Annotated in this window: 10 protein-coding genes; 7 read left to right on the top strand and 3 right to left on the bottom strand. The window is 68.6% G+C overall.

The window, feature by feature from the left end; translation table 11 throughout:
• Together AB0M36_RS07440 and AB0M36_RS07435 are read right to left on the bottom strand one after the other, a co-directional pair.
• A complete protein-coding gene (locus AB0M36_RS07440; protein ID WP_364153822.1) occupies positions 1–7,929 on the bottom strand; it encodes a SpvB/TcaC N-terminal domain-containing protein in 7,929 nt (2,642 codons plus the stop codon).
• Positions 7,930–8,137: 208 nt separating this feature from the next.
• On the bottom strand, positions 8,138–8,707 hold the full coding sequence (locus AB0M36_RS07435; RefSeq protein WP_364153819.1) for a hemerythrin domain-containing protein: 570 nt from the start codon (positions 8,705–8,707) through the stop codon (positions 8,138–8,140).
• 352 nt (positions 8,708–9,059) lie between these two features.
• Between AB0M36_RS07435 and AB0M36_RS07430 the strand changes: the two genes are divergently transcribed.
• From AB0M36_RS07430 to AB0M36_RS07415, 4 genes are all read left to right on the top strand, one after another.
• Positions 9,060–9,413 (top strand): PadR family transcriptional regulator, encoded by a 354-nt coding sequence (locus AB0M36_RS07430; RefSeq protein WP_364153816.1) that lies wholly within the window; start codon positions 9,060–9,062, stop codon positions 9,411–9,413.
• A complete protein-coding gene (locus AB0M36_RS07425; protein WP_364153813.1) occupies positions 9,410–10,390 on the top strand; it encodes a hypothetical protein in 981 nt (326 codons plus the stop codon). Before AB0M36_RS07430 ends, AB0M36_RS07425 begins: the two co-directional genes overlap by 4 nt.
• A gap of 467 nt (positions 10,391–10,857) precedes the next feature.
• Entirely contained in the window at positions 10,858–12,126 is a 1,269-nt protein-coding gene (locus AB0M36_RS07420) for an HDOD domain-containing protein (protein WP_364153811.1), read from the top strand.
• A 150-nt stretch (positions 12,127–12,276) separates the two neighbouring features.
• Positions 12,277–14,946: a response regulator gene (locus AB0M36_RS07415; RefSeq protein ID WP_364153808.1), complete on the top strand. Its 2,670-nt coding sequence runs from the start codon at positions 12,277–12,279 to the stop codon at positions 14,944–14,946.
• Between the two features lie 143 nt (positions 14,947–15,089).
• On the opposite strand, the gene AB0M36_RS07410 is transcribed toward AB0M36_RS07415, so the two are convergent.
• Positions 15,090–15,299, bottom strand: coding sequence for a hypothetical protein (locus AB0M36_RS07410; RefSeq protein ID WP_364153806.1), 210 nt, complete (start codon positions 15,297–15,299; stop codon positions 15,090–15,092).
• A gap of 65 nt (positions 15,300–15,364) precedes the next feature.
• Between AB0M36_RS07410 and AB0M36_RS07405 the strand changes: the two genes are divergently transcribed.
• From AB0M36_RS07405 to AB0M36_RS07395, 3 genes are all read left to right on the top strand, one after another.
• Entirely contained in the window at positions 15,365–15,901 is a 537-nt protein-coding gene (locus AB0M36_RS07405; RefSeq protein ID WP_364153803.1) for an ATP-binding protein, read from the top strand.
• 45 nt (positions 15,902–15,946) lie between these two features.
• On the top strand, positions 15,947–16,324 hold the full coding sequence (locus AB0M36_RS07400; protein WP_364154287.1) for an STAS domain-containing protein: 378 nt from the start codon (positions 15,947–15,949) through the stop codon (positions 16,322–16,324).
• Between the two features lie 639 nt (positions 16,325–16,963).
• Entirely contained in the window at positions 16,964–18,592 is a 1,629-nt protein-coding gene (locus AB0M36_RS07395) for a lysyl oxidase family protein (RefSeq protein ID WP_364153800.1), read from the top strand.
• The last annotated feature ends 96 nt before the right edge of the window (positions 18,593–18,688 follow it).

The raw sequence follows: 18,688 nt of genomic DNA, 5'->3' as shown, positions 1-18,688 counted from the left end.
CTAGAACCCCAGGAACTGACCGAGGGTCCGCACTCTGGGTGGGGTGTACGGGGTCCCGGTCCTGTCCAGCTGGGGATCGGCGGCGGCAGCCCCGGCGTTCAACGCGCGGTCGGTCCCGGTAATGATCTTCTGGCGGACCATGCCGTAGGCCGCCACCACTCCAACGGTGATCACAGCGGCCTTGACCTGGGGAGGGAGCGCCCGGATCACCTTTCCCGCGATGACCGTCGTCAGGACCGCGGTCGCCGTCGATTCGTGATCCTTGCCCTCGCTGCCGACGGCCACGACGAACAGCGCCTTCTCCGCTCCGGAGAGCGCGACGTTCTTGGCCTGGGTGCCGATGCCGGCCGCCGGCTTGGCCGGCGCCGCGGGTGCGGCGGCGGGAGCCGGGGCGGGCTTGGCGGGCGCCGGGGCCGGTTTCGGTGCGGCAGCCGCCGGGGGGTGCTCGTCGAACGGCAGTTTCAACTGCTCGGCCGAGGTCCCTCCGGAGGGCGCCGCCGCGGGTGCCGGCGGCCCTTCCAGCTCACCCGCCGGTGCAGCCTGGCCCGCGGCGCGGGCCTCGAACTGCTTCGCGTACGCGGCCATGTCGGCCTCGAACGCCTCCGGCGGCGGGGCTTTGAACGATGTACCCGGCGCGACGGTGAGATCCCGCGACTGCCCGTCGATGCGGACGCGCGCGAACTCCCCCCGCTTCACCGCCTCGGATCTGACCTCGCCGGCCTTGAACGACTCGTCCATGTTCTGTTTGCCGGGTCCCGGAGTGAGGCGGACCCGGGTTCCGGCCGGCTGGATGACGAAGGGCATGTCGTCCGGGTGCAACCAGTGGAGCCCCCCTTGTCCGCGGCCGAAGGCGTAGTCCAGCCCTCTGAGCGCCTTGTTCTGCAGCGGGGTGATGCCCCGATTCCCGGCTCGTGCCACCGGCGCGATCGTGAACTGCTTCTGATCGATCAACCACAACTGCTCCTCCTCCCGACCGGTCGGGTCGTGGAACATCAGTGGCCGCCCGCTGACGTACAGGTAGAGGTTGGGACCGTCGGCCGGTCCCGACGGGTCACAGTTCACCCACCGGGCCAGCCAGGGCGCGTAGTAGCGCGCGCCGTGGTATGACAGACCGCTCTCCTCGTCGCGTTCCTTCGCGGTGTGCCGGTACCGCTTGAGAGAGACTTGCACGTCGCGCCGCACCGCCTGGTAGGACGTGCTCCCGTACGGCGTGTACTCCTCGTACGAAATGATCTTCGCCTGCTCGTCCAGTTCCAGGCTGGACGAGCCGAGGTGGTTCCCCAGCTGATAGCGGACCAGGCTGACCGGCGTGCCGTCGTCGACGTCGTTGCGGGTCTCGACCAGAGCGACCCGCCCCGCGCCGGTGACGAGGTGGAAGGTCTCGCGTTCGAGTCCGGCGTGCTGACCGGAGTGCTTACGGTAGAGCTCGAACCCGCCGAGGTAGATCCGTTCCTCCTTGAGCCGGCCGGCGGCGGTCTCCGTCACCTTCCGGACCCGTTCACCCGCCGAGTCGTACACGTAGTAGGTGCGCTCCCCCTGCCGGGCAACGCCCTCGGCGTCGTCCGGGTTGACTGCCTGGCGCTGCGTCGTCCGCAGCCGATCGCGGAAGTCCCAGGCCATCGCCTGAAGCTGAGGCATTCGCCTCGGGTTGCCGTGTGCGTCGTAGCCGTCGCCCTGTGAGCTGAAGACCTCGGTCGCGCCCGCGACAGCCGAGCTGGTGAGCCGGTTGCTCGGGCGCACCGCGTGGCCATCGCCGTCCTCGATCTGGCTCGCCTCGGCATACTCGAACGTGCGAGACCACGAGACGGCTCCCGGACACGTAGCCCGATGCGTCATGGCCGCGAGATTGCCGGCGGGGTCGTACGCGTACGTTTCGCAGTAGCGCCCGACCGCGTCACCTTCACCCGGCTGGGGGAGGCCGATACGCCTCCCGTCGTCGTGGGAGTGCGGGATGGCCTGACCGGCCTGCCCGAGATGCTCGCGGCCGGTCGCCTGGATCAAACGGTAGAGCGGGTCCACGGTGTAGTCGCAGGACGCGTCGACGAGCTGATTGCGGAAGAAGGTCCGCTGCTGCGCGGCGTCCCGGACGCGCGTGAGGTTGCCGGCCGGGTCGTATGTGTAGTGCAGGTTCTGCACTCCGCAGGAGAGGCCGACGGGTGGCTCCTCAGGTGCGGCCGTGCGCGGCGGCGGAGGGTCACCTCCACAGTCCTCGGTGAAGCCCGGACCGCGTGTCGTGTAGAGCGCGACCAGCCGGAACGTGTCGGGATCGTAGCGATAGCGGGTGACCGCACCATTGCGGTAGGCGATACGCGTCCTGCGGCCGTGAGCGTCGTAGGAGATGTCGACGACCCCGGCGGGCGAGGGCGGGACGATGGCCGGGTCCAGCGGTCCGGGAGGGTCGGCGACCTGGCCGGTCCATGCGTCCAGCCGCTTGAGCAGCCCCGCTTCGCTGTAGACGGGCTGGACGACCGTACGCGCGGCCCCCTCCCCGGGCCCGTGCGGCTCCACCAGCTGACAGGGGCGGTTCAGCGCGTCGTACGTGGTGCTGGTGAGGAAGCGCTCGCCGGCGGGTTGAGGTTCCTGCCAGTCGACGAGGCTGTGGTAGCCGGCTGCGACCTCGCGCGTCTGCCGGGTGACGTTGCCCTTGAAGTCGTAGCCGCTCGCGACCCAGCCGGACCCGTCGAACTGCCGCACCAGCCGTCCCCGGAGGTTGCCGGCGGCGGCGTTCGGCTCGTGTTCTCCGTACTCCAGCCTCTGGTAGAGCACCGGGCCGGCCAGAGTGTCCGGGTCGGACGCGGCGGGATCGGTGCCGCGCACGAAGAATCTCTCCGGACGTCGCAGGGCGTCGAACTCGGTACCGAAGTCGTGCCCGCGGCTGTCCCACGAGCGCAGGACGTTGCCGGCGCAGTCGTTCAGGATCCAGCGCCGGCCGGCCTCCATGCTCGTCACCTGGATCGGGTTGCCGAGCATGTCGTACTCGGCGGTGCGCGTGATCCGTCCGAGCGCGTCGACCACGCGCACCTTGTTGCCCTGGATGTCGTGCAGCGCTCGCGTATCCAGGTGGACGGGCGCTTCCGCCGGGGTGAACCCGTTGTGCGCCCGCGTCAGGAACACGCGGCCGAGCGCATCCAGGTACGTGGTGGTCGGGGTGTCCGCGTGCGCCGCCGCCCGCACGGCGGCCGCCTCCTCGTCGGCACCCAGGGCACCGCCCCGGCGCTGCTCCCGCCACGGCAGCCAGCCCGGCCCCTGGTCGTCGAAGTACGCCTTGACCAGCGGTCCGATGTGCGGGTCCGTCCTCGGGTCACCGGTCTGGTCGCCGTGGGCGGCGACCGTGTCATTGACGTCGTAGTCGCGCTGCCACCAGGGGTGGAGAACCGTCTTCTCGTAGGTGTGATCGGGGTGCAGTACCGCCACCGCCCGCTGGAGCGGGTCGTAGAAGACGACATCCGTGACGCCGATCCGGGCATCGAAATCGGGTCGGTGGGTGTCGGAGAAGAACGGCTCGTAGTGTCTGACCGCACTGCCCTTGTTGTTGAACTCGGTCCAGCCGCTGCCGACCCACCGGGGACCCACGTCGGGGGTCACCTTCGGGCGGCCACCCTCGACGACGAGGACACCGGCCTCATCGCGCAGGGGCCGCCGGCCCGGCTCGGCCTCGACCTTCCGCTGGATCACGCGCCCGAAGCCGTCCGAATAGGTGAACGTCTGTCGCAGCCTGCTGACCTGCCCGTCCGCCAGATCGGCCCGATGGGTCTCCCGGGCGATGGTGCAGACGCCGGCCGGGCTGGGCTGGGCGGATCCCTTCGTCCGCTCGTACGCGAAAAGGTCGTAGATCAGTCTGGTCGTGGCCTGTCCGATCAACGCCCGCGGCGTCGCGCGCGGATCGTGGAAATGGTCCCGGATCTGGCTGCTCGTCAGAGTGGCGGAGAAGCCGTTCAGCTTGTCGCCTTCGACGTGACGCGGGTCCTGCTTCCCCATCAACGCCGTCGCGACGACGAGGCCGAGGGCGTCGAAGGCGACTGCCGTCACGTTGTCGTTCGGATCCGTGAGCCGCATCGGCGACAACACGCGGTAATCCAGGTCGCCCCGCACCCGGTTGCCGGCGGCGTCGACCATCTCCACCGGACGAAGATCGTGCTCGTCGTAGGCGACCTGTGTCTCGACCGGAGCCGCGGCTGTGTGGAACGCCGTCCGGTAGCGGCGTGGCAGGAAGAAGTGCCGGCGGGCGTAGTTCCGTTCGAGCGCCGGCGTGGCGGCGGAGGCCGGGGCGTAGGACAGCCGGCCGGACGGCACCCACCAGGCACCGTCGCCGTCGAGATCGACGTACCCGCCGAGGTCTTTCGCGCTGCTCGAGGCCGCGCCCACCGCCAGCACCGATGCCGGATCCGGCAACAGACTCCGCACGCCGGTGGCGGTCGGCCGCCGAAAGACGCGGGCCAGCAGTCCGGATGTCAGAGCGCGCCGGTAGCCCTCGAACGGCAGCGCCTGGGTCTCCTGCACGCCCGGGCCGCAGGCGGCGCTCAGATCGTTCTTGCGATAGAGGGTCCGCTCCTGGGAGAGCAGCCGTCTCTGGACGAGTCCCGCCGTGGGCGTCTCGTGATAGTCGAGCGTCGCCGCCTCGGTGGCCAGCCTCACCTGGCCGATCGTCAGGCGGACCTGGCCGGCCGGGACCGTCAGCCCGGTGACCTCGTACGTCCGGGTCTGAAACGGCGCCGGCGCCCGGTGATCATCGAGATGCTTGACCGGATCGTCGATGGCGTTGGTGACCTCGTGTTCGGTGCAGGTCATTCTGAGCGTGCGCTGCTCTCCCCGAAGCTCGTCGGACAGCTCCGGGTCCGCTTTCCGTCGCGGGTACACGATGCTCGCGGAGCGCGTGACCTGTCCGTGGTCGTTGACGGCCAGGGTCAGCGAGTGCGCGATCCTCGGATCATCGCTGTCGCGCTCGTAGTGAGAGGTGATCGCCTCCCGCGGATGGGCGAGGAAGACGCCGTGCCGGTTGGTCTGCCGGGGCTGCTCCCCGCGGACCGTGAAGTTCTGCTCAGTGATCAGGTATGGGTGGCCGTAGGGGTACCGGTCGTCCCCGGAGCCGTCCAGCGCGTAGATCTCCTGGCGCAGCATGGACCCGCGCAGTGCCCGGCAGGCCTCGCGCTCCTCCTCGTGGCTGAGTCCGCCGGGCAGCGTGGTGTCGTCGAGGAGGTGAGCGGCCGCGTCCGCCGGGGACCAGCCGGGTTCGCGGTAGTACTCGCCCGGCGCCGTCCCGTCCGGCGGCCCGGCGAAGTACATCGACACCTTCTCGCGACCGAGGTACGCACCGGTGTGGAACCAGGTCCGCGTCAGCACCGGCGGCACGTACGACGCCTCGTGCAGGTTGGTGGCCGAAGGCTCGCCGACGAGCCCGTACTCCTCGGTGTCGCGCTGGTCGACCCGTCCGAACCCGCGGAACTCCCGCTCCTCGCCGTCGAAGTAGCCGTGGTGGTAGCTGTACGAGGTCACGAAGCGGTTCCGACTGATCCGGTCGACGGTCTCGATGCGCTCCACGACATGCACCGGGAAGGGGAGGCGGGTCACCCACGGGTCGCCCCGAGCGCGGTCGGCGAGGAAGAAACGAGTCGACGGCGCGTACCGGATCCTGGTCTCGGCCCCGAGATTGTTGTGGACCTCGACCAGCAGATGAGGCTTGGCGCCGCTCATCACGTCGATGAACCGCAGCGGAGCCCGGGCGTCCCCCGGGAGTCCGGACGACCAGACCAGACAGGCGGTGCCCGTGCCGAGAAGGTCCAGGACCGACACGAAGGTCAGGTTGTCGGTGAGCGGGAACCGGCTGATCGGCAGCGGGTCGGACCACCGGTTGCCGGCCTGGTTGAAATAGACCCGAACGCCATCGGCGGCGAGGTAGATGATGTCGCTCAACCCGGTGCCGTCAAGGTCGGCGAGGAGCACACGCTGGGAGTCGAACTGCCCGGCGACGTCGAAGAGCGGCGGATGCTCCATCACCACCTTGCCACCGAATCGGCCGTACCCGAGATGAGGCCAGTAGCAGACCTCTCCGTTGGCGATCTGGACGAGGTCGGCCTGCCCGTCGCCGGACATGTCGGCGAGCGTGACGAGGTCCGCGTTGTCGCCCACCAGCGGCAGCTCCTGGCTGCCGAGGTCGCGCGGAGGCAGGGTCCGCCGCGCCGCGCCGAAGCCGTCCTTCCCGAGGGACGGGTGCCAGACGAAGGCGTCCGGACGGGTGATGAGGAGGTCGGCACGACCGTCCCCGTCGACATCGGTGAAGTGGAGGTTGCGGTCGGTCCAGGACACGTTCGGCAGCTCGCGGAAGCGGCGGTGGGGAGCCCACCCCGCATCGTCGGTCCGCTCGTAGAAGCCGGGCGCGGGACCGGCCAGGTCGACCAGGTCCAGCAGCCCGTCGCCCGCGAGGTCGAGCAGTCTCGCACCGTCGGCGAGGGCCGCCGCGGGCCGCCGGCCGACCAGTTCGAGGGCGGCGAACTCTCCCCCGCCGACGTTGCGCTTGTACCACCAGGCGCCGCCCGTCTCGCTGAGCAGGCCCGAGATTCCGTCACCGTCCAGATCGGTCCATCGGTATCCCCCACCGATTCCGCTCGGCAGGTTCTGCGCGTCGTCGGCGGCGATCGTACGGATGGCCGGGTCGATGGTCGGCTTGCTGTAGCGGAAGGTCAGCGAGGGCCGGTAGGCGTCGACGTAGGTCAGATAACGGGCGCCCGCCTCCACGGTCACCACGTCGCCGGTCCGCTCGAGTCCGTGCTGGGTCACCGACATGAGGAACGAGGCGAACCGGGTACTGCCTTCGTGATGGAGTTCCTGCTCGACCGTCACGCCCTCCGGCGCCAGATCGCGGTAGTCGAACTCGGTGGCGTGTACCAGACAGGGCTCCGGGCCGAGCTCGGGCAGCCGATGGAACACGAGCACCCGATGGCAGCGCCGGTGGGTACGCACCTCGAAACCCGGCCGGAACGTGGAGTGCGGATCCGGGCGCATCGCCCAGACGCCTCCCGCCCGGGACGTCGCCCGCACGAGGTGGTGCTGCTCGTTCGCGGGTAGCTCGTCGTCGGGTGGCACGTCCACCCAGTGGCCCTCGCCGTAGTCGAAGACCACCTCGAACAGCCAGTGCTCACGCCAGTCGTCCGGCCGTGCGGGATCCAACCGTGAGACCTGATTGCCGTATCGGACGTATTTGAGGTACCGCTGCGTCGTGCAGGGGACGGATCGCCGCGCTTCGACGCGGAGATCCTCCTGTTTGTACTCGTACTGGACCGCGTTTCCCAGATCGTCATAGCTCTCACTGATCAACCAGGTGAAGATGCGCGATCCCTCTGCCGGGCCACTGTCGACGCGCGCGCTGTCGTCCTTGCCGAATATCGTGGTGACATTGGTGGCGGTGATCGTCCGCCAGAAGACCTCCGTGTGATCATCGAGCTTCGTCCACCGTTCGACGCGGGCGAACTGACCTTCCGTACGGGGACGGTAGCGCCGGACGAGATATCCGTCCCGAGGTGACTCATCGAGGACCGGACGGCGTTGATCGTCACGGAGCAATTCACCTGCCGAGTCGCGCTTGTAGGCGGGCACCAGATCTTCCGATCCGGAAAGGAGGAAGACGTCCGACTCGCCCGCATCGTCGTACCGCGGCAGGCCTTTGTCGGTCTTGCGGCTGATCGACGGACAGTCGAGGCTCCAGCCCAGCCCGAAGGGCCCGTTGCCCGTGCCGGAGTCGTAGCTCAGCGAGAGCTCCGGCTGGAATGCGGATCGGCCGGGGCTCAACGCCAGCGGCACACTGAACGAGCCTGTTCCGGTGGCGGCATTGGCGCTGAATTTCTCCCCGATGCCCCGGACGGCGCCGCCACCCGTGGGTAACGTGACCGCCGGAGGCGTGAATAGTGCGCGCTGTTCACCAGCCGAGGGATCCATCAGTTGCCCCCTCTTTCGCGCACAGAAAAGAGCGACGGCATCCGGTCGTCATGCGACCGGGGCCGGGTGACTGCCCGCAGTATAGTGACGACCGCGGGCACCCACGTGCGGAAACACGCTGGAAGGGCTACCCGTCGAGCCTCCCGGCCACAAGGTGTCTTGGGGCGGGCCGGCCACCCGCGTCGCGCATGGCCGGCCGCGACCGGTCTCAGCGAGTGGCACGTCCTGTGAGCTTGTCGCGGAGCCGGTCGACCAGGCCAACGCCGGGTCCCACCAGCTTGTGGAAAAGCTCGCTGTTCGGAGCGCCGGGGTGCGGCCGGGTGGGGGCCAGCTTCTTCGCGGTCTCCACCTTCTCGGCCAGGTCGGTGAGCTCCTCCGGCGGGATAAGACGCCGCAGCTCGGGGAACTGATCTGACTCCTCGTCCTGCACGTGGTCAGCCAGGATCGTCTCGAGGCGGCGCAGTGCCTCGTCGAACTCCGTACTGGAGACGTCGAGGTCTTCCAGCTTCTTCATCGCCTCCTCGAGCTCCTTGTGCTCCTCGACGTCGTGCTCGACAGCCTTGTCGCCCTCGGGCAGGTGTCTGCGCATGGCCGGGTAGACGTACATCTCCTCGGCGACGGCGTGGCGTACCAACTCGCTGATGACGGTGTCGGTCAGGTCTCGACGGATCATCGGGTCCTTGACCGTCCAGATCTCGCCGATCAGGGCGGTGACATCGCGGTGGTCGGCGGTGAGGACATCGATGACGTCCCGCTCGCCGCTGGGGGTGCTGGTCATGAATCCTCCAAGGATCGCTGCCGTACGGAACAGATGCGGTCTACCCCGTCCGACACTGCCTACACACCCTCGCCCGGAACGCCTGCGCGCCCTGCACGATGATCTACCTCGCGGACATGACCACAGGTTCGTCCACAAAGAACCGGTCGATGACAACGATCTCAACATCACCGAGGCCGCGTAACAAACGTCGGGCTGTACATCGATGGCGGCGCCGCGATGGGACGTGAATGACGAAACCCGCGGGCTCGGCAACCACGGTGAACCGGGCCGTTCGGCAGGATGCTCCCTGGCCGAGCCGACGTGCCCTGAGATCTTGAAACATAGTCTAATGATTTGTATATTGCCTCGCATGACGCGGCCGATGCGAGAGCCCACGTTCTGGATCCTGACCGCCCTGGTGGAGGAGGCGAGGCACGGCTATGCGGTGATGCAGCGGGTGTCGGCGCTGTCCGGTGGCGAGACGCGGCTGTTGCCCGCCACGCTGTACGCCGCGCTGGACCGGCTCGCCGCCGAGGGGATGGTCGAGGTCGACCGTGAGGAGATCGTCGACGGGCGGCCCCGGCGGTACTACCGGCTCACCGACCGGGGCGGTGCCGCCCTGACCGCGGAGACGCAACGCCTGCGCCGCAATGTTCAGGCCGCCAGTCGGCTGCTCAACGCCCGGGGTGCCCAGCCCGGCCCGGCGACGGCGATGTTCGCATGAGTGCGGCGTACGGCGGATACCGGTGGCTTGTTCGCGCGTACCCGCCGGGGCCGCGCCGCGACGAGCTGCTCGACACGATGATCATGTCCGCCGAGGGTGCCGGGCGGGAACGCCCGGCGGGCCAGGAAATCCTGGACGTGCTCCGGCGGGCGCCACGGGCCCGGCTGGGACGGCCCGGCAGCATCGGGGTCGTCGTGGCGGCGATCGCCATCGCGTTGCTTACGGCCTTCGTCAGCGCGTCGCTCGTCCTGCTGATCGCCGGCGAGACGGACCGGCCACTGCCGAACAACGCGGAGTTGACGGCGATCGCCGGGGTCGTCACGCCGGGACTGCCGGTCACCATGGTGGACCGGCACGAGGGGCCGCACATCGACGGCAACGGCGAGGGCGCGCCCGGCTATGTCCAGTACAGGACCGGGACCACCACCGGAAGCGCGGGCATAGTCACCGAAAGCGCGGCACGGCTTCGGGCGGCTGGCTGGCGGGTCGCCGATGCGGACAGCCAGGGACTGACCGCCATGAAGGACGGCCTGCTCATGAACCTCAGTGCCGGGCTGTACCTCGAGGGTGAGGCCGTCGAGGTAAGAATCCGCCGCGCCGAACCCTCGCGTCTGGCCGCCGTCACAGTCACATTCCTGGCCGGGCTAGTCGTCGGCTGGCTGTTCACCGGCTGGGCCAGCCGCCGCACCGCGCATCACCCGGCCGCGAGCCACGGTCTGGGTCATCTGCTCTTCCTGAGCCTGATCACGATCACGCCACTCGCGTTCTCGGTGACCAGCGAATATCTGGCGATTGTCACTCGGGGGTTCAGCGACTCGGACAAGCCGGTTTGGATATGGCTGAATCCCCACCAGGAAATGGCGATCTTCTGGTTCCCGCTTGCGCTGGCCGCCTGCGTGGCGGCCGTCATCCTCACGGTGTGTCGTCCGACCCGCATCGCACCGCCGGTGCGGGCGGACGTGATGCCGCGGAGCTGACCCCCAACGTCACCGACTTCATGGCGATCCCCGCAGCGAGTCCGAACGGACGCGGCGAGTGCGAAAAAGCGGAAATGTGAGGCGGCCTTGCGCTGGGGTTGAGGTGGGACTGCGAATCTGGCTTCAGTAGCCGTCCGGGTTGGTGTGGCTGAGATCCCCTGGCCTGGCTGAGCACACAGCGGCCCTCCTATTGGAGGGCCGTCGTGCTGTTCCGACTCCGGCACGCGCCGGGTCAGGCGGCGCGCACGACCGCGACGGGCCCGTGCGGAGCCCGGGGACGCGACGTTGACCGGGCTATGCAAGCCAGGCCGCGGCGCGGTCTCGGGGCCTCTGCTCCGCCTGGTGCCGGACGCGCGGGCGAGCAAGTGACGGCCCGTGGTGGGGTGTCCCGCATCAGCGTCCTACAGAACGGTGGAGATTGCGGTAGCTCGACCCGGAGTGGAGGTCTTGGGCATACCGTCATCGGTATGACAAGCGCGGCCACCGCCAACGGAGACGAGATCCGGTTCGTTCATGTGGGCCGCCAACCGATCTATGACCGCTCCGGCGACGTGATCGCTTACGAGTTGCTGTTCCGCGACACCTCGGACGCCGCACACGCCTCACAAAGGTCCGCGCAGGCGACGAGTCGGGTGATCGTCGCCGCCTTCACCGAGTTCGGTCTGGCCGAGCTGGCCGGTTCGAAGGCGTGCTTCGTCAATGTCACCCGGGAGTTTCTCGTCGGCGACCTGCCCGTGCCGTTCGACGCCAACCAGGCCGTACTCGAGATCATCGAAACCGTCAGCGTGGACGACACGGTCGTCGCCGGGGTCCGATCTCTGGTCGACAAGGGTTTCACCCTCGCGTTGGACGACTTCGTGCGGGGCACTGACAGTGAGCAACTGCTCGATCTGGTCACGTACGTCAAGATCGACATGTTGCACGCCGAGGCGGACGAGATCGCCGAGACGGTCCAGCACTGCCGCAAGTTCCCCCACCTGCAGTTGATCGCCGAGCGCCTCGAGACAGAGGACCAGTTGCAACGCGCGATGCAGCTGGGTTTCGAATTCTTTCAGGGCCACGTACTCGGACGCCCGCACATCCTGTCGAAGGCCTCGCTGTCGCCGTCACGACTCGGCCGCCTCCAGTTGATCGCCGCTCTGAGCGCCACCGAGCCGGATATCGACGAGATCGTGAACCTGATCAGCCGTGATCCTGCGATCACCTACCGGCTGTTGCAGGCGACGAACGCGGCCGCGTCCGGGCTGAGCGCCCGGGTGTCCTCCGTGCGTGACGCGGCCGTCCTGCTCGGGATGGCAACCGTGCGGCAATGGGTGACGCTGATGCTGTTCAGCGATCTCACCGAAGCCACCGAGGAACAACTGATGGATACCTTGATCAGGGCACGCCTGTGTCAACTCCTCGCGGACGACGTAGGAATCGACGCCGGCGCCGCATTCACCGTCGGCCTGCTGTCCGGAATTGCCGACCTGCTGGCCGAGCCGACGCACGATCTCATCTCACAGTTGCCCTTGTCCGGTGCGGTCGCTGAAGCACTGACCGACGGGATCGGCGACCTGGGACAGGTTCTTTCCGTGGTGCGTGCCTACGAGCAGGGTGAGCCGACCGCCGCCCTCAAGATGGTCGGCATCGACACCATGGTCGGCACATATCTGTCCGCCGTCGGGTGGTCCCGGCGGACTCTGGATGGCGCTCTGAGCACAGCGACAACACCAGATGGTGCAGCAACGCCGTAGCGCATGGCACGGCCTGGGATCCCGGCGCCACCGCTCGACCGCCTTTGACAAAAGGCAACTAAACATTCTGGGAAACGGAAAGTGGTCGAGGCGGGCACCGGGTGCCGCGTTCCGCGGTGACCGGCCCGTCCCGAGCTATACGTTTTGTGGATGGCCGGAGAGAGCGCGGACGGGCTTTGGTTGACACTGGTGGTGGAGGCTTTGTTCACCGCCGTGTTCGTACGGGTGCTGGCCGGCTATCTGCGCCGGCGTGACCCGCTGCAACGCGACGTGGTGCTGATGTTCTCCGCGCTGGCGGTGCTGTTCCTGTTGGCGGTGCTGCGCCAGGTGGCCGGCGAGCCACCACGGCTGGTCACGGTGGCGGCCTCGGTGTTGCTGCTGGGCCAGCCCTTTCTGACCTTGCAGGTGGTGCGCCGGGTCGGTCCGGTGCCCGGAGCTGTGTATTGGCCGGCGCTGACCGGATGGCTGATCAGTGGTGCGCTGCTGGCCCTCGGCGGTGAGGTCCTGGGCCGGTGGTCCCTGCTGGCGGTGGTGGCGGTGTTCGTGGTCACCGAGATCGCCGCGGCGTGGTTCCTGACCCGGCTCGCGCTCGCGCGCGCCGGAGCGGCGCGGACCCGGCTGTGTTTCGCGGCGGCGGCCACGGCACTGTTCGCCGTAGCGATCCTGCTCGCCGGAGCGAGAACCGGTGACCCGGAAACGGCGCAACGAGTCCGGCAGGTGACCCGGCTGCTCGCACTGGTGTCGGCGCTCGGCTACCTGATGGCGTTCGCACCGCCGGCGTGGGCGCGCCGGGCCTGGTCGAATCGGGCCGCCTACGACGTGGTGCGCCAACTGTTGCAGGCACCCGCGGACGTCCCGGCATCGCAGACGTGGCAGTGCTATGCCCAGGCGGTGCGCCGGGCGACGTCTTCGAGGGGCGTGGTCGTGCTCACGAGCACCGCCGAAGGCACCGTCAACGAGGTGGCCCGCGCCGGCGTACCTGGACTGCCCGCCGAGGGCGACGCGGCAGCCGGCGATGCCGGCCTGCTGGAGTTCACCGGCAGTGCGAACGTCAACGAGCACCGGAGCGACCTGCCGGCGGTGGCTCGGGCCTACGCACACGCCGCTGAATTGGACTTCGTCACGGTGGCGCAGCTGCGACTGCCGACCGGCCGCGCGGTGCTACTGCTACTGAGCGCCTACCGCAGCCTGTTCACCGACGACGACGTGCAACTGCTCGGCGACCTCGCCGCCCAAGCGGCAGCGCTCGGGCAACGCGCGGACCTGCTCGCGGACCGCGACCGGCTCACCGGCGAGCTAACCGCCACCGTGGCCGCGCTGACGGTGGCGAGCAAGGCGAAGAGCGACTTCATGGCCAACATGAGCCACGAACTGCGGACCCCACTGAACGCCATCATCGGCTTCAGCGACCTGATGCGCACAGAACCGACCACCGGCGCTCAGACGAGCGTGCCGACAGAGTGGATCGGCCACATCCACTCCAGTGGCCAGCACCTCCTCAACCTGATCAACGAGGTTCTCGACCTCGCCAAGGTCGAATCCGGCAACATCGAGCTGCACCGCCAACCAGTGGATCTGCGCGCGGCGATCGATGAAGTCGTCACCACCCTCGCCGCGCTGTCGCAGCGCAAACAGCTGGACGTCACCGTGGCGGTGCCGCCGCTCCGAGTCGACGCCGACCAGACGCGGCTACGGCAAATCGTCACGAACCTGCTTTCGAACGCGATCAAGTTCACCCCCGAGCACGGCCAGGTGTTTCTCACCGTACGGCGGATCGGGCACGACATCGCGATCAGCGTCGCCGACACCGGCCCCGGCATCTCCGAGGCCGACCAGCAGCGCGTGTTCGAAGAGTTTCAGCAGGTCGGCGAGGCCCACAGCCGCGCCGGCGGTACCGGTCTCGGGCTGGCGCTGACTCGCCGCCTGGTCCACGCCCATGGGGGGCGCATCGAGCTGCAGTCGCAGCCCGGCCACGGCGCGAAGTTCACCGTCTACCTGCCGGCCGCCGACACCCCGACCGAGGCGGGTGAACCGCCCGGTGATTCCCGCGGCGGCGTGCTGATCATCGAAGACGACCCCGTGGCGGCGCAGCTGTTGGCCGCGCAGCTGCAGCGCGCCGGTTACCACGTCGCCGTCGCGGCCACCGGCGAGCAGGGCCTGGCCACCGCCTGCGCCTGCGACCCCGAGGCGATCCTGCTCGACATCCACCTGCCCGGCATCGACGGCTGGCAGGTCCTGGCCGAGCTCAAACACGACGAACGGCTCCGCCACATCCCCGTACTCATCGTCAGCGCTCACGACGACGACGGCATCGGTCTGGCCCTCGGCGCGGTCGACTATTTCGTCAAACCTGTCGACCGCACGAGCCTGCTGACCTGGCTGGCCCGTCACGGGCTCATCCCGGCAACCACCGGCCGGCAACTGCACGTCCTGGCCATCGACGACGACCCCCAAAGCCGGCAACTCATCACCGCCACCCTGCGGGCCGAGGGCATTCAGGTGATCACCGCCGCCGGCGGCATCGACGGTCTGAACATGGCCCGTACGCGCCCGTTCGACCTGATCATCTGCGACCTGATCATGCCCGACCTCGACGGCTTCGACGTCATCGCCGCCCTGCACGACGACCCCACCACCCGAGGTGTACCCGTGGTCGTGCTCAGCGCCCACACCCTGACCGACGCCGACAAAGCCCGCCTCAGCGGCAAAGTCATCGCGATCGCCGGAAAATCCGCCAACGCCGACGGCCTCGCCGAACTCGCCCGCACCATCGGCGAACTGACCGGCCTGACCCTCGCCGCCGACATAGGGAGCACGTGAGCGTACGTCCTGACCGAGCACTCAGCTGGCATCGGGCCCCGTCCTATCAGCGGTAGATACGGGCTTCGTTCCCGAACTGGAGTAGCACACCGGCGGTTTGCACATTCGGCTACCGACTCGTCGACAACGACGAGTCTGCGGCGTCAGCGCCGCGTTGGTTTCGTGACGACCCGATCGACGAGGCCGGCGACATGGGCAGGACTGTTGCCACTGACCATGATCAGCGCGACGCGCGCGGTCTCCGGGTCGTTACGCAGGGCCTGGGCGACCTGTTCTCCTGTCAGGGTTCCCCCGAACGAGGCCTCCCGCAGCGGCACGAGATCTCCGGTGACCGCGAGCCCGTACCCGATCATTGCCTCTGGACAACAGCATTTCACCGGGAGCAAGGCCCGCAGGGCGCGGGTCTATCCTTACGCCCATGACCGCCCCTGAGTCACCTCAGACTCCGGCGTTCAGCATGACTCCGCCGCTACCACTAGCGGTGTCCGCGCCGGCCGAGCTCCTGGCGCAAGATTTCACCGCCGAGACCGTGACCGACCTGCGTCACGCCGTTCAGCGGCACGCCACAACGGCAGGACTCACCAACAACGCCCGCGACGGCCTGGTGATCGCCGTCCATGAGCTGGTCACCAATGCGGTGCGCCACGGCGGCGGCCGCGGTTGTCTGCGGCTGCGCCGCGACGGGGAGAACCTCGTCTGCGACGTCACCGACTACGGCTCCGGGTTCGCGGACGGGGTGCCCGCGGTCGGCGGCGTGCCGCCGGCGGACGCTCCGGGCGGCCGCGGGATCCTGCTGGCCCGCCACCTCACCGACACCCTGTTGATCAGCGACGGCCCGGACGGGGTCACCGCCACCGTGACCGTCTGCCTGCCGGCGGCAGGCCACTTCACGGCGCCGGTGATCCCGGCGCAGACCACCAAGACGGAACCCGATCGGGGTCCGGCACCAGGCTGACACCGTCCACCCGGTGTACAGCCGCAGGTCAAGCTGCGAGCATGAATCGACGGGCCTCGGCGCGACATCACGCGGGAAGGGGTAACGGCCATCGACGCAACCTGGCAGCACAAGATCAGCCGTAACGGCGATACCAGCACCATCGCCCTGTCGGGGGAACTCGACATGAGCGTCAGTGACCGCCTGAGCCAGGTTCTCATCGACGAGGTGAACCGGCCGGGCGCCATCACCGTGCAAGCGGACATCGCCGACGTTGACTTTATCGACTCCACCGTGATCAACGCATTCATCGACGCATTTCGGGTAGCGAAAAGCCACGGGCACGCCTTTGTGGTCACCCGAGCCCGCGGGCACGTCAACACCGTGCTTGCCGTCTCGGGGGTGCTTTCCGCACTCTCCAATCCACCCGTGCCAGCAAGGTGAACGTGCCGCTACGCCGTCACGAACCGCACGTCACCTGGCGCGTGGACCCTGCGCAGGAGGAGGTTCCGTCAGGCGCTGCTGGCCGCGTCGCCCGACGAGACCACCCGTACCCATAGCTTCCAGCTTCTGGCTGAGCTGGCCCTCGCGCTGGCGAAAGGACGCCACCGGGCAGACGAGCCCTCCTGCTGCTGGCCGGGCCAGGTCTGTCGCCGGCTGATCTGGTCGCCGAGGCCGGCGCGGAGGCGAACTCCATCGCGGCGACGCGCTGCCCGTATCGGCGGGCGGTCGACGGCATCTCCCCCAACCTGATGCGCACCGGGGTCCCCCACTGCTCGCGAATCCGGTTCCAGTAGCCGTCGTACACCCGCCTAGTGCCGACCGAAACGGCCGCGGCGCGTACGGATGTCGCTTGATCATCTTGACGAAGCAGGGCAGTTGGCGCTCGTCCGCGGCAGTGGCGCCCTGGGCGACGGGTTCGTGAATTTCTGCATGCCGGGTTCAGGTTGCCGCGTCGGCCGCCGATTGTGGCGGCATCGTGACCACTGAATTGATCGTTCCCGACCGGTACGCCGGTCGAGCACAGCCAAGGGCTGAGGCGCGCTGACGAGTGGATCACCCTCGTCTGTCGAAAGGACCCGCATGATCAGCAGGACCACCGCTCGGCGTCGCGCCCGCGTGCTGCGTCTGGGCAGCGCAGTGACCGTTGTCGCCCTCGCCTGCGCCGGGTTTCCTGCTGCGGCAGCTGACACCGTCACCGCCGAGCCTTCCCTGGCACCGCTCAGCGTCGTCGCCGCCTCGAAGGATGTCACCGTCCAACGCGTAGTCTACGGGGACTACCGGTACCTGGACTTCGACCTCGGGGTTCGGGTCGTGGCCGGCGCCGACCCGCTGGAGATCCACGCCAACCGGACGTCGTACCGGGACCCGATCGTCGCTCGCCAGGTCGTCGTCCGCGACGGGGTCCGCAGCATGGTCGAGTTGCCCGCCGGGATGGTCCGCGACTTCATGGGCATCCGACACTTCACCACGGTCACCATCAAGAACGCGGCCGGCAAAACCGTCCGCGACTACACCACCGACTTCTGCCCCAACCAATGGGACAGCGCCCGCACCCGACGCGATGCCCCGGCCACCACGCCGTACCCGGTGACGTGTCAGTACCAGTCCAGCGAAGGCGGAAACCCGTTCCTGCTCGGTACGGTGTGGGGCATCCAGGCGGGATGGGACGCACTGACCGACAGCCTGCCCCGGAAGCGGTCCGACCGGGAGAAGTTCGACCTGGCCCCCGGCCGGTACACGGCCGCCGTCACCATCAACCCGGCCCTGCGCGAATTCCTGCACATCCCGGCCGAGCAGAGCACCACCAATCTCAACGTCACCGTCGTGAACGTCAACCCCGACGCTGCACAGCCCTCCCGCCTGGCCACTCAGACACAGACGAACCTGCAGGCCACCGCCGCCACCCACGCACACCACACCGCGCAGGCCACCACGAGCCTCGCGGCCACCTCGCCGGGACTGCGCGCAGCGGCACACCGCCCTGCCACCGTGGCCGCCGCGCCCGACGGTCCCCGCCCAGACCTGCGCGCCCTGCCCGCCTGGGGAATCTCCCTCGCCCAGCAGAAGGCCGGAGAGAACACCAAATCCAACGGTCGCTGGTACATCAACTTCGCGGCTACCGTCTGGAACGGTGGAACCTCCCCGCTGCGGGTAGACGGCTTCCGCCGCACCGGAAGCGAACTGATGGACGCCTACCAGTACTTCTTTGACGCCAAGGGCAACGAGGTGGGCTCGGCGCCGGCCGGGACCATGCAGTGGGACCCCCGCCAGGGCCACCATCACTGGCACTTCACCGACTTCGCCCAGTACCGCCTGCTCACGGCCGACAAGAAGGTCGCCGTACGCAGCGGCAAGGAAGCGTTCTGCCTCGTCAACACGGACGCTGTAGACCTCACCTTGCCGAGCGCCCTGTGGCGACCGGAGAACACCAGCCTCGGCACCGCATGCGGGCAGAAATCGTCGGTCGCGGTCCGTCAGGTGCTCGACATCGGCGGCGGAGACACCTACAGCCAGGACCGGCCGGGTCAATCGTTCGATGTGACCAAACTGCCGAACGGCACCTACTACATCGAGGTCCTGGCCAACCCGCAGCACACCCTCACCGAACTCGACACCACGAACAACTCGTCGCTGCGCAAGGTTTTCCTCCGCGGCACCGCCAAGAACCGGAAACTCACTGTGGTACCGATGTGGAGCATCAAAGGCTGACTGGCTCTGCTCGCGAGTGGTCGCGGGGTTGACGCGTCGCCGGGCACGCCGCAGCGAGCCGTTACGGACGATGCTGACCTCGATCGGGCTGGCGCC

The sequence above is a fragment of the Actinoplanes sp. NPDC051346 genome, from assembly GCF_040682215.1.
Classification (GTDB): domain Bacteria; phylum Actinomycetota; class Actinomycetes; order Mycobacteriales; family Micromonosporaceae; genus Actinoplanes.
This window is presented reverse-complemented; position numbering and strand designations above follow the sequence as displayed.

What these genes read in the sequence shown, in the direction of transcription:
- AB0M36_RS07415 (WP_364153808.1), top strand. Translation starts at nt 12,277, where the DNA reads ATGGCCGGAGAGAGCGCGGACGGGCTTTGGTTGACACTGGTGGTGGAG.
- AB0M36_RS07435 (WP_364153819.1), bottom strand. Translation starts at nt 8,707, where the DNA reads ATGACCAGCACCCCCAGCGGCGAGCGGGACGTCATCGATGTCCTCACC.
- AB0M36_RS07410 (WP_364153806.1), bottom strand. Translation starts at nt 15,299, where the DNA reads ATGATCGGGTACGGGCTCGCGGTCACCGGAGATCTCGTGCCGCTGCGG.
- AB0M36_RS07430 (WP_364153816.1), top strand. Translation starts at nt 9,060, where the DNA reads ATGACGCGGCCGATGCGAGAGCCCACGTTCTGGATCCTGACCGCCCTG.
- AB0M36_RS07425 (WP_364153813.1), top strand. Translation starts at nt 9,410, where the DNA reads ATGAGTGCGGCGTACGGCGGATACCGGTGGCTTGTTCGCGCGTACCCG.
- AB0M36_RS07440 (WP_364153822.1), bottom strand. Translation starts at nt 7,929, where the DNA reads ATGGATCCCTCGGCTGGTGAACAGCGCGCACTATTCACGCCTCCGGCG.
- AB0M36_RS07395 (WP_364153800.1), top strand. Translation starts at nt 16,964, where the DNA reads ATGATCAGCAGGACCACCGCTCGGCGTCGCGCCCGCGTGCTGCGTCTG.
- AB0M36_RS07405 (WP_364153803.1), top strand. Translation starts at nt 15,365, where the DNA reads ATGACCGCCCCTGAGTCACCTCAGACTCCGGCGTTCAGCATGACTCCG.
- AB0M36_RS07420 (WP_364153811.1), top strand. Translation starts at nt 10,858, where the DNA reads ATGACAAGCGCGGCCACCGCCAACGGAGACGAGATCCGGTTCGTTCAT.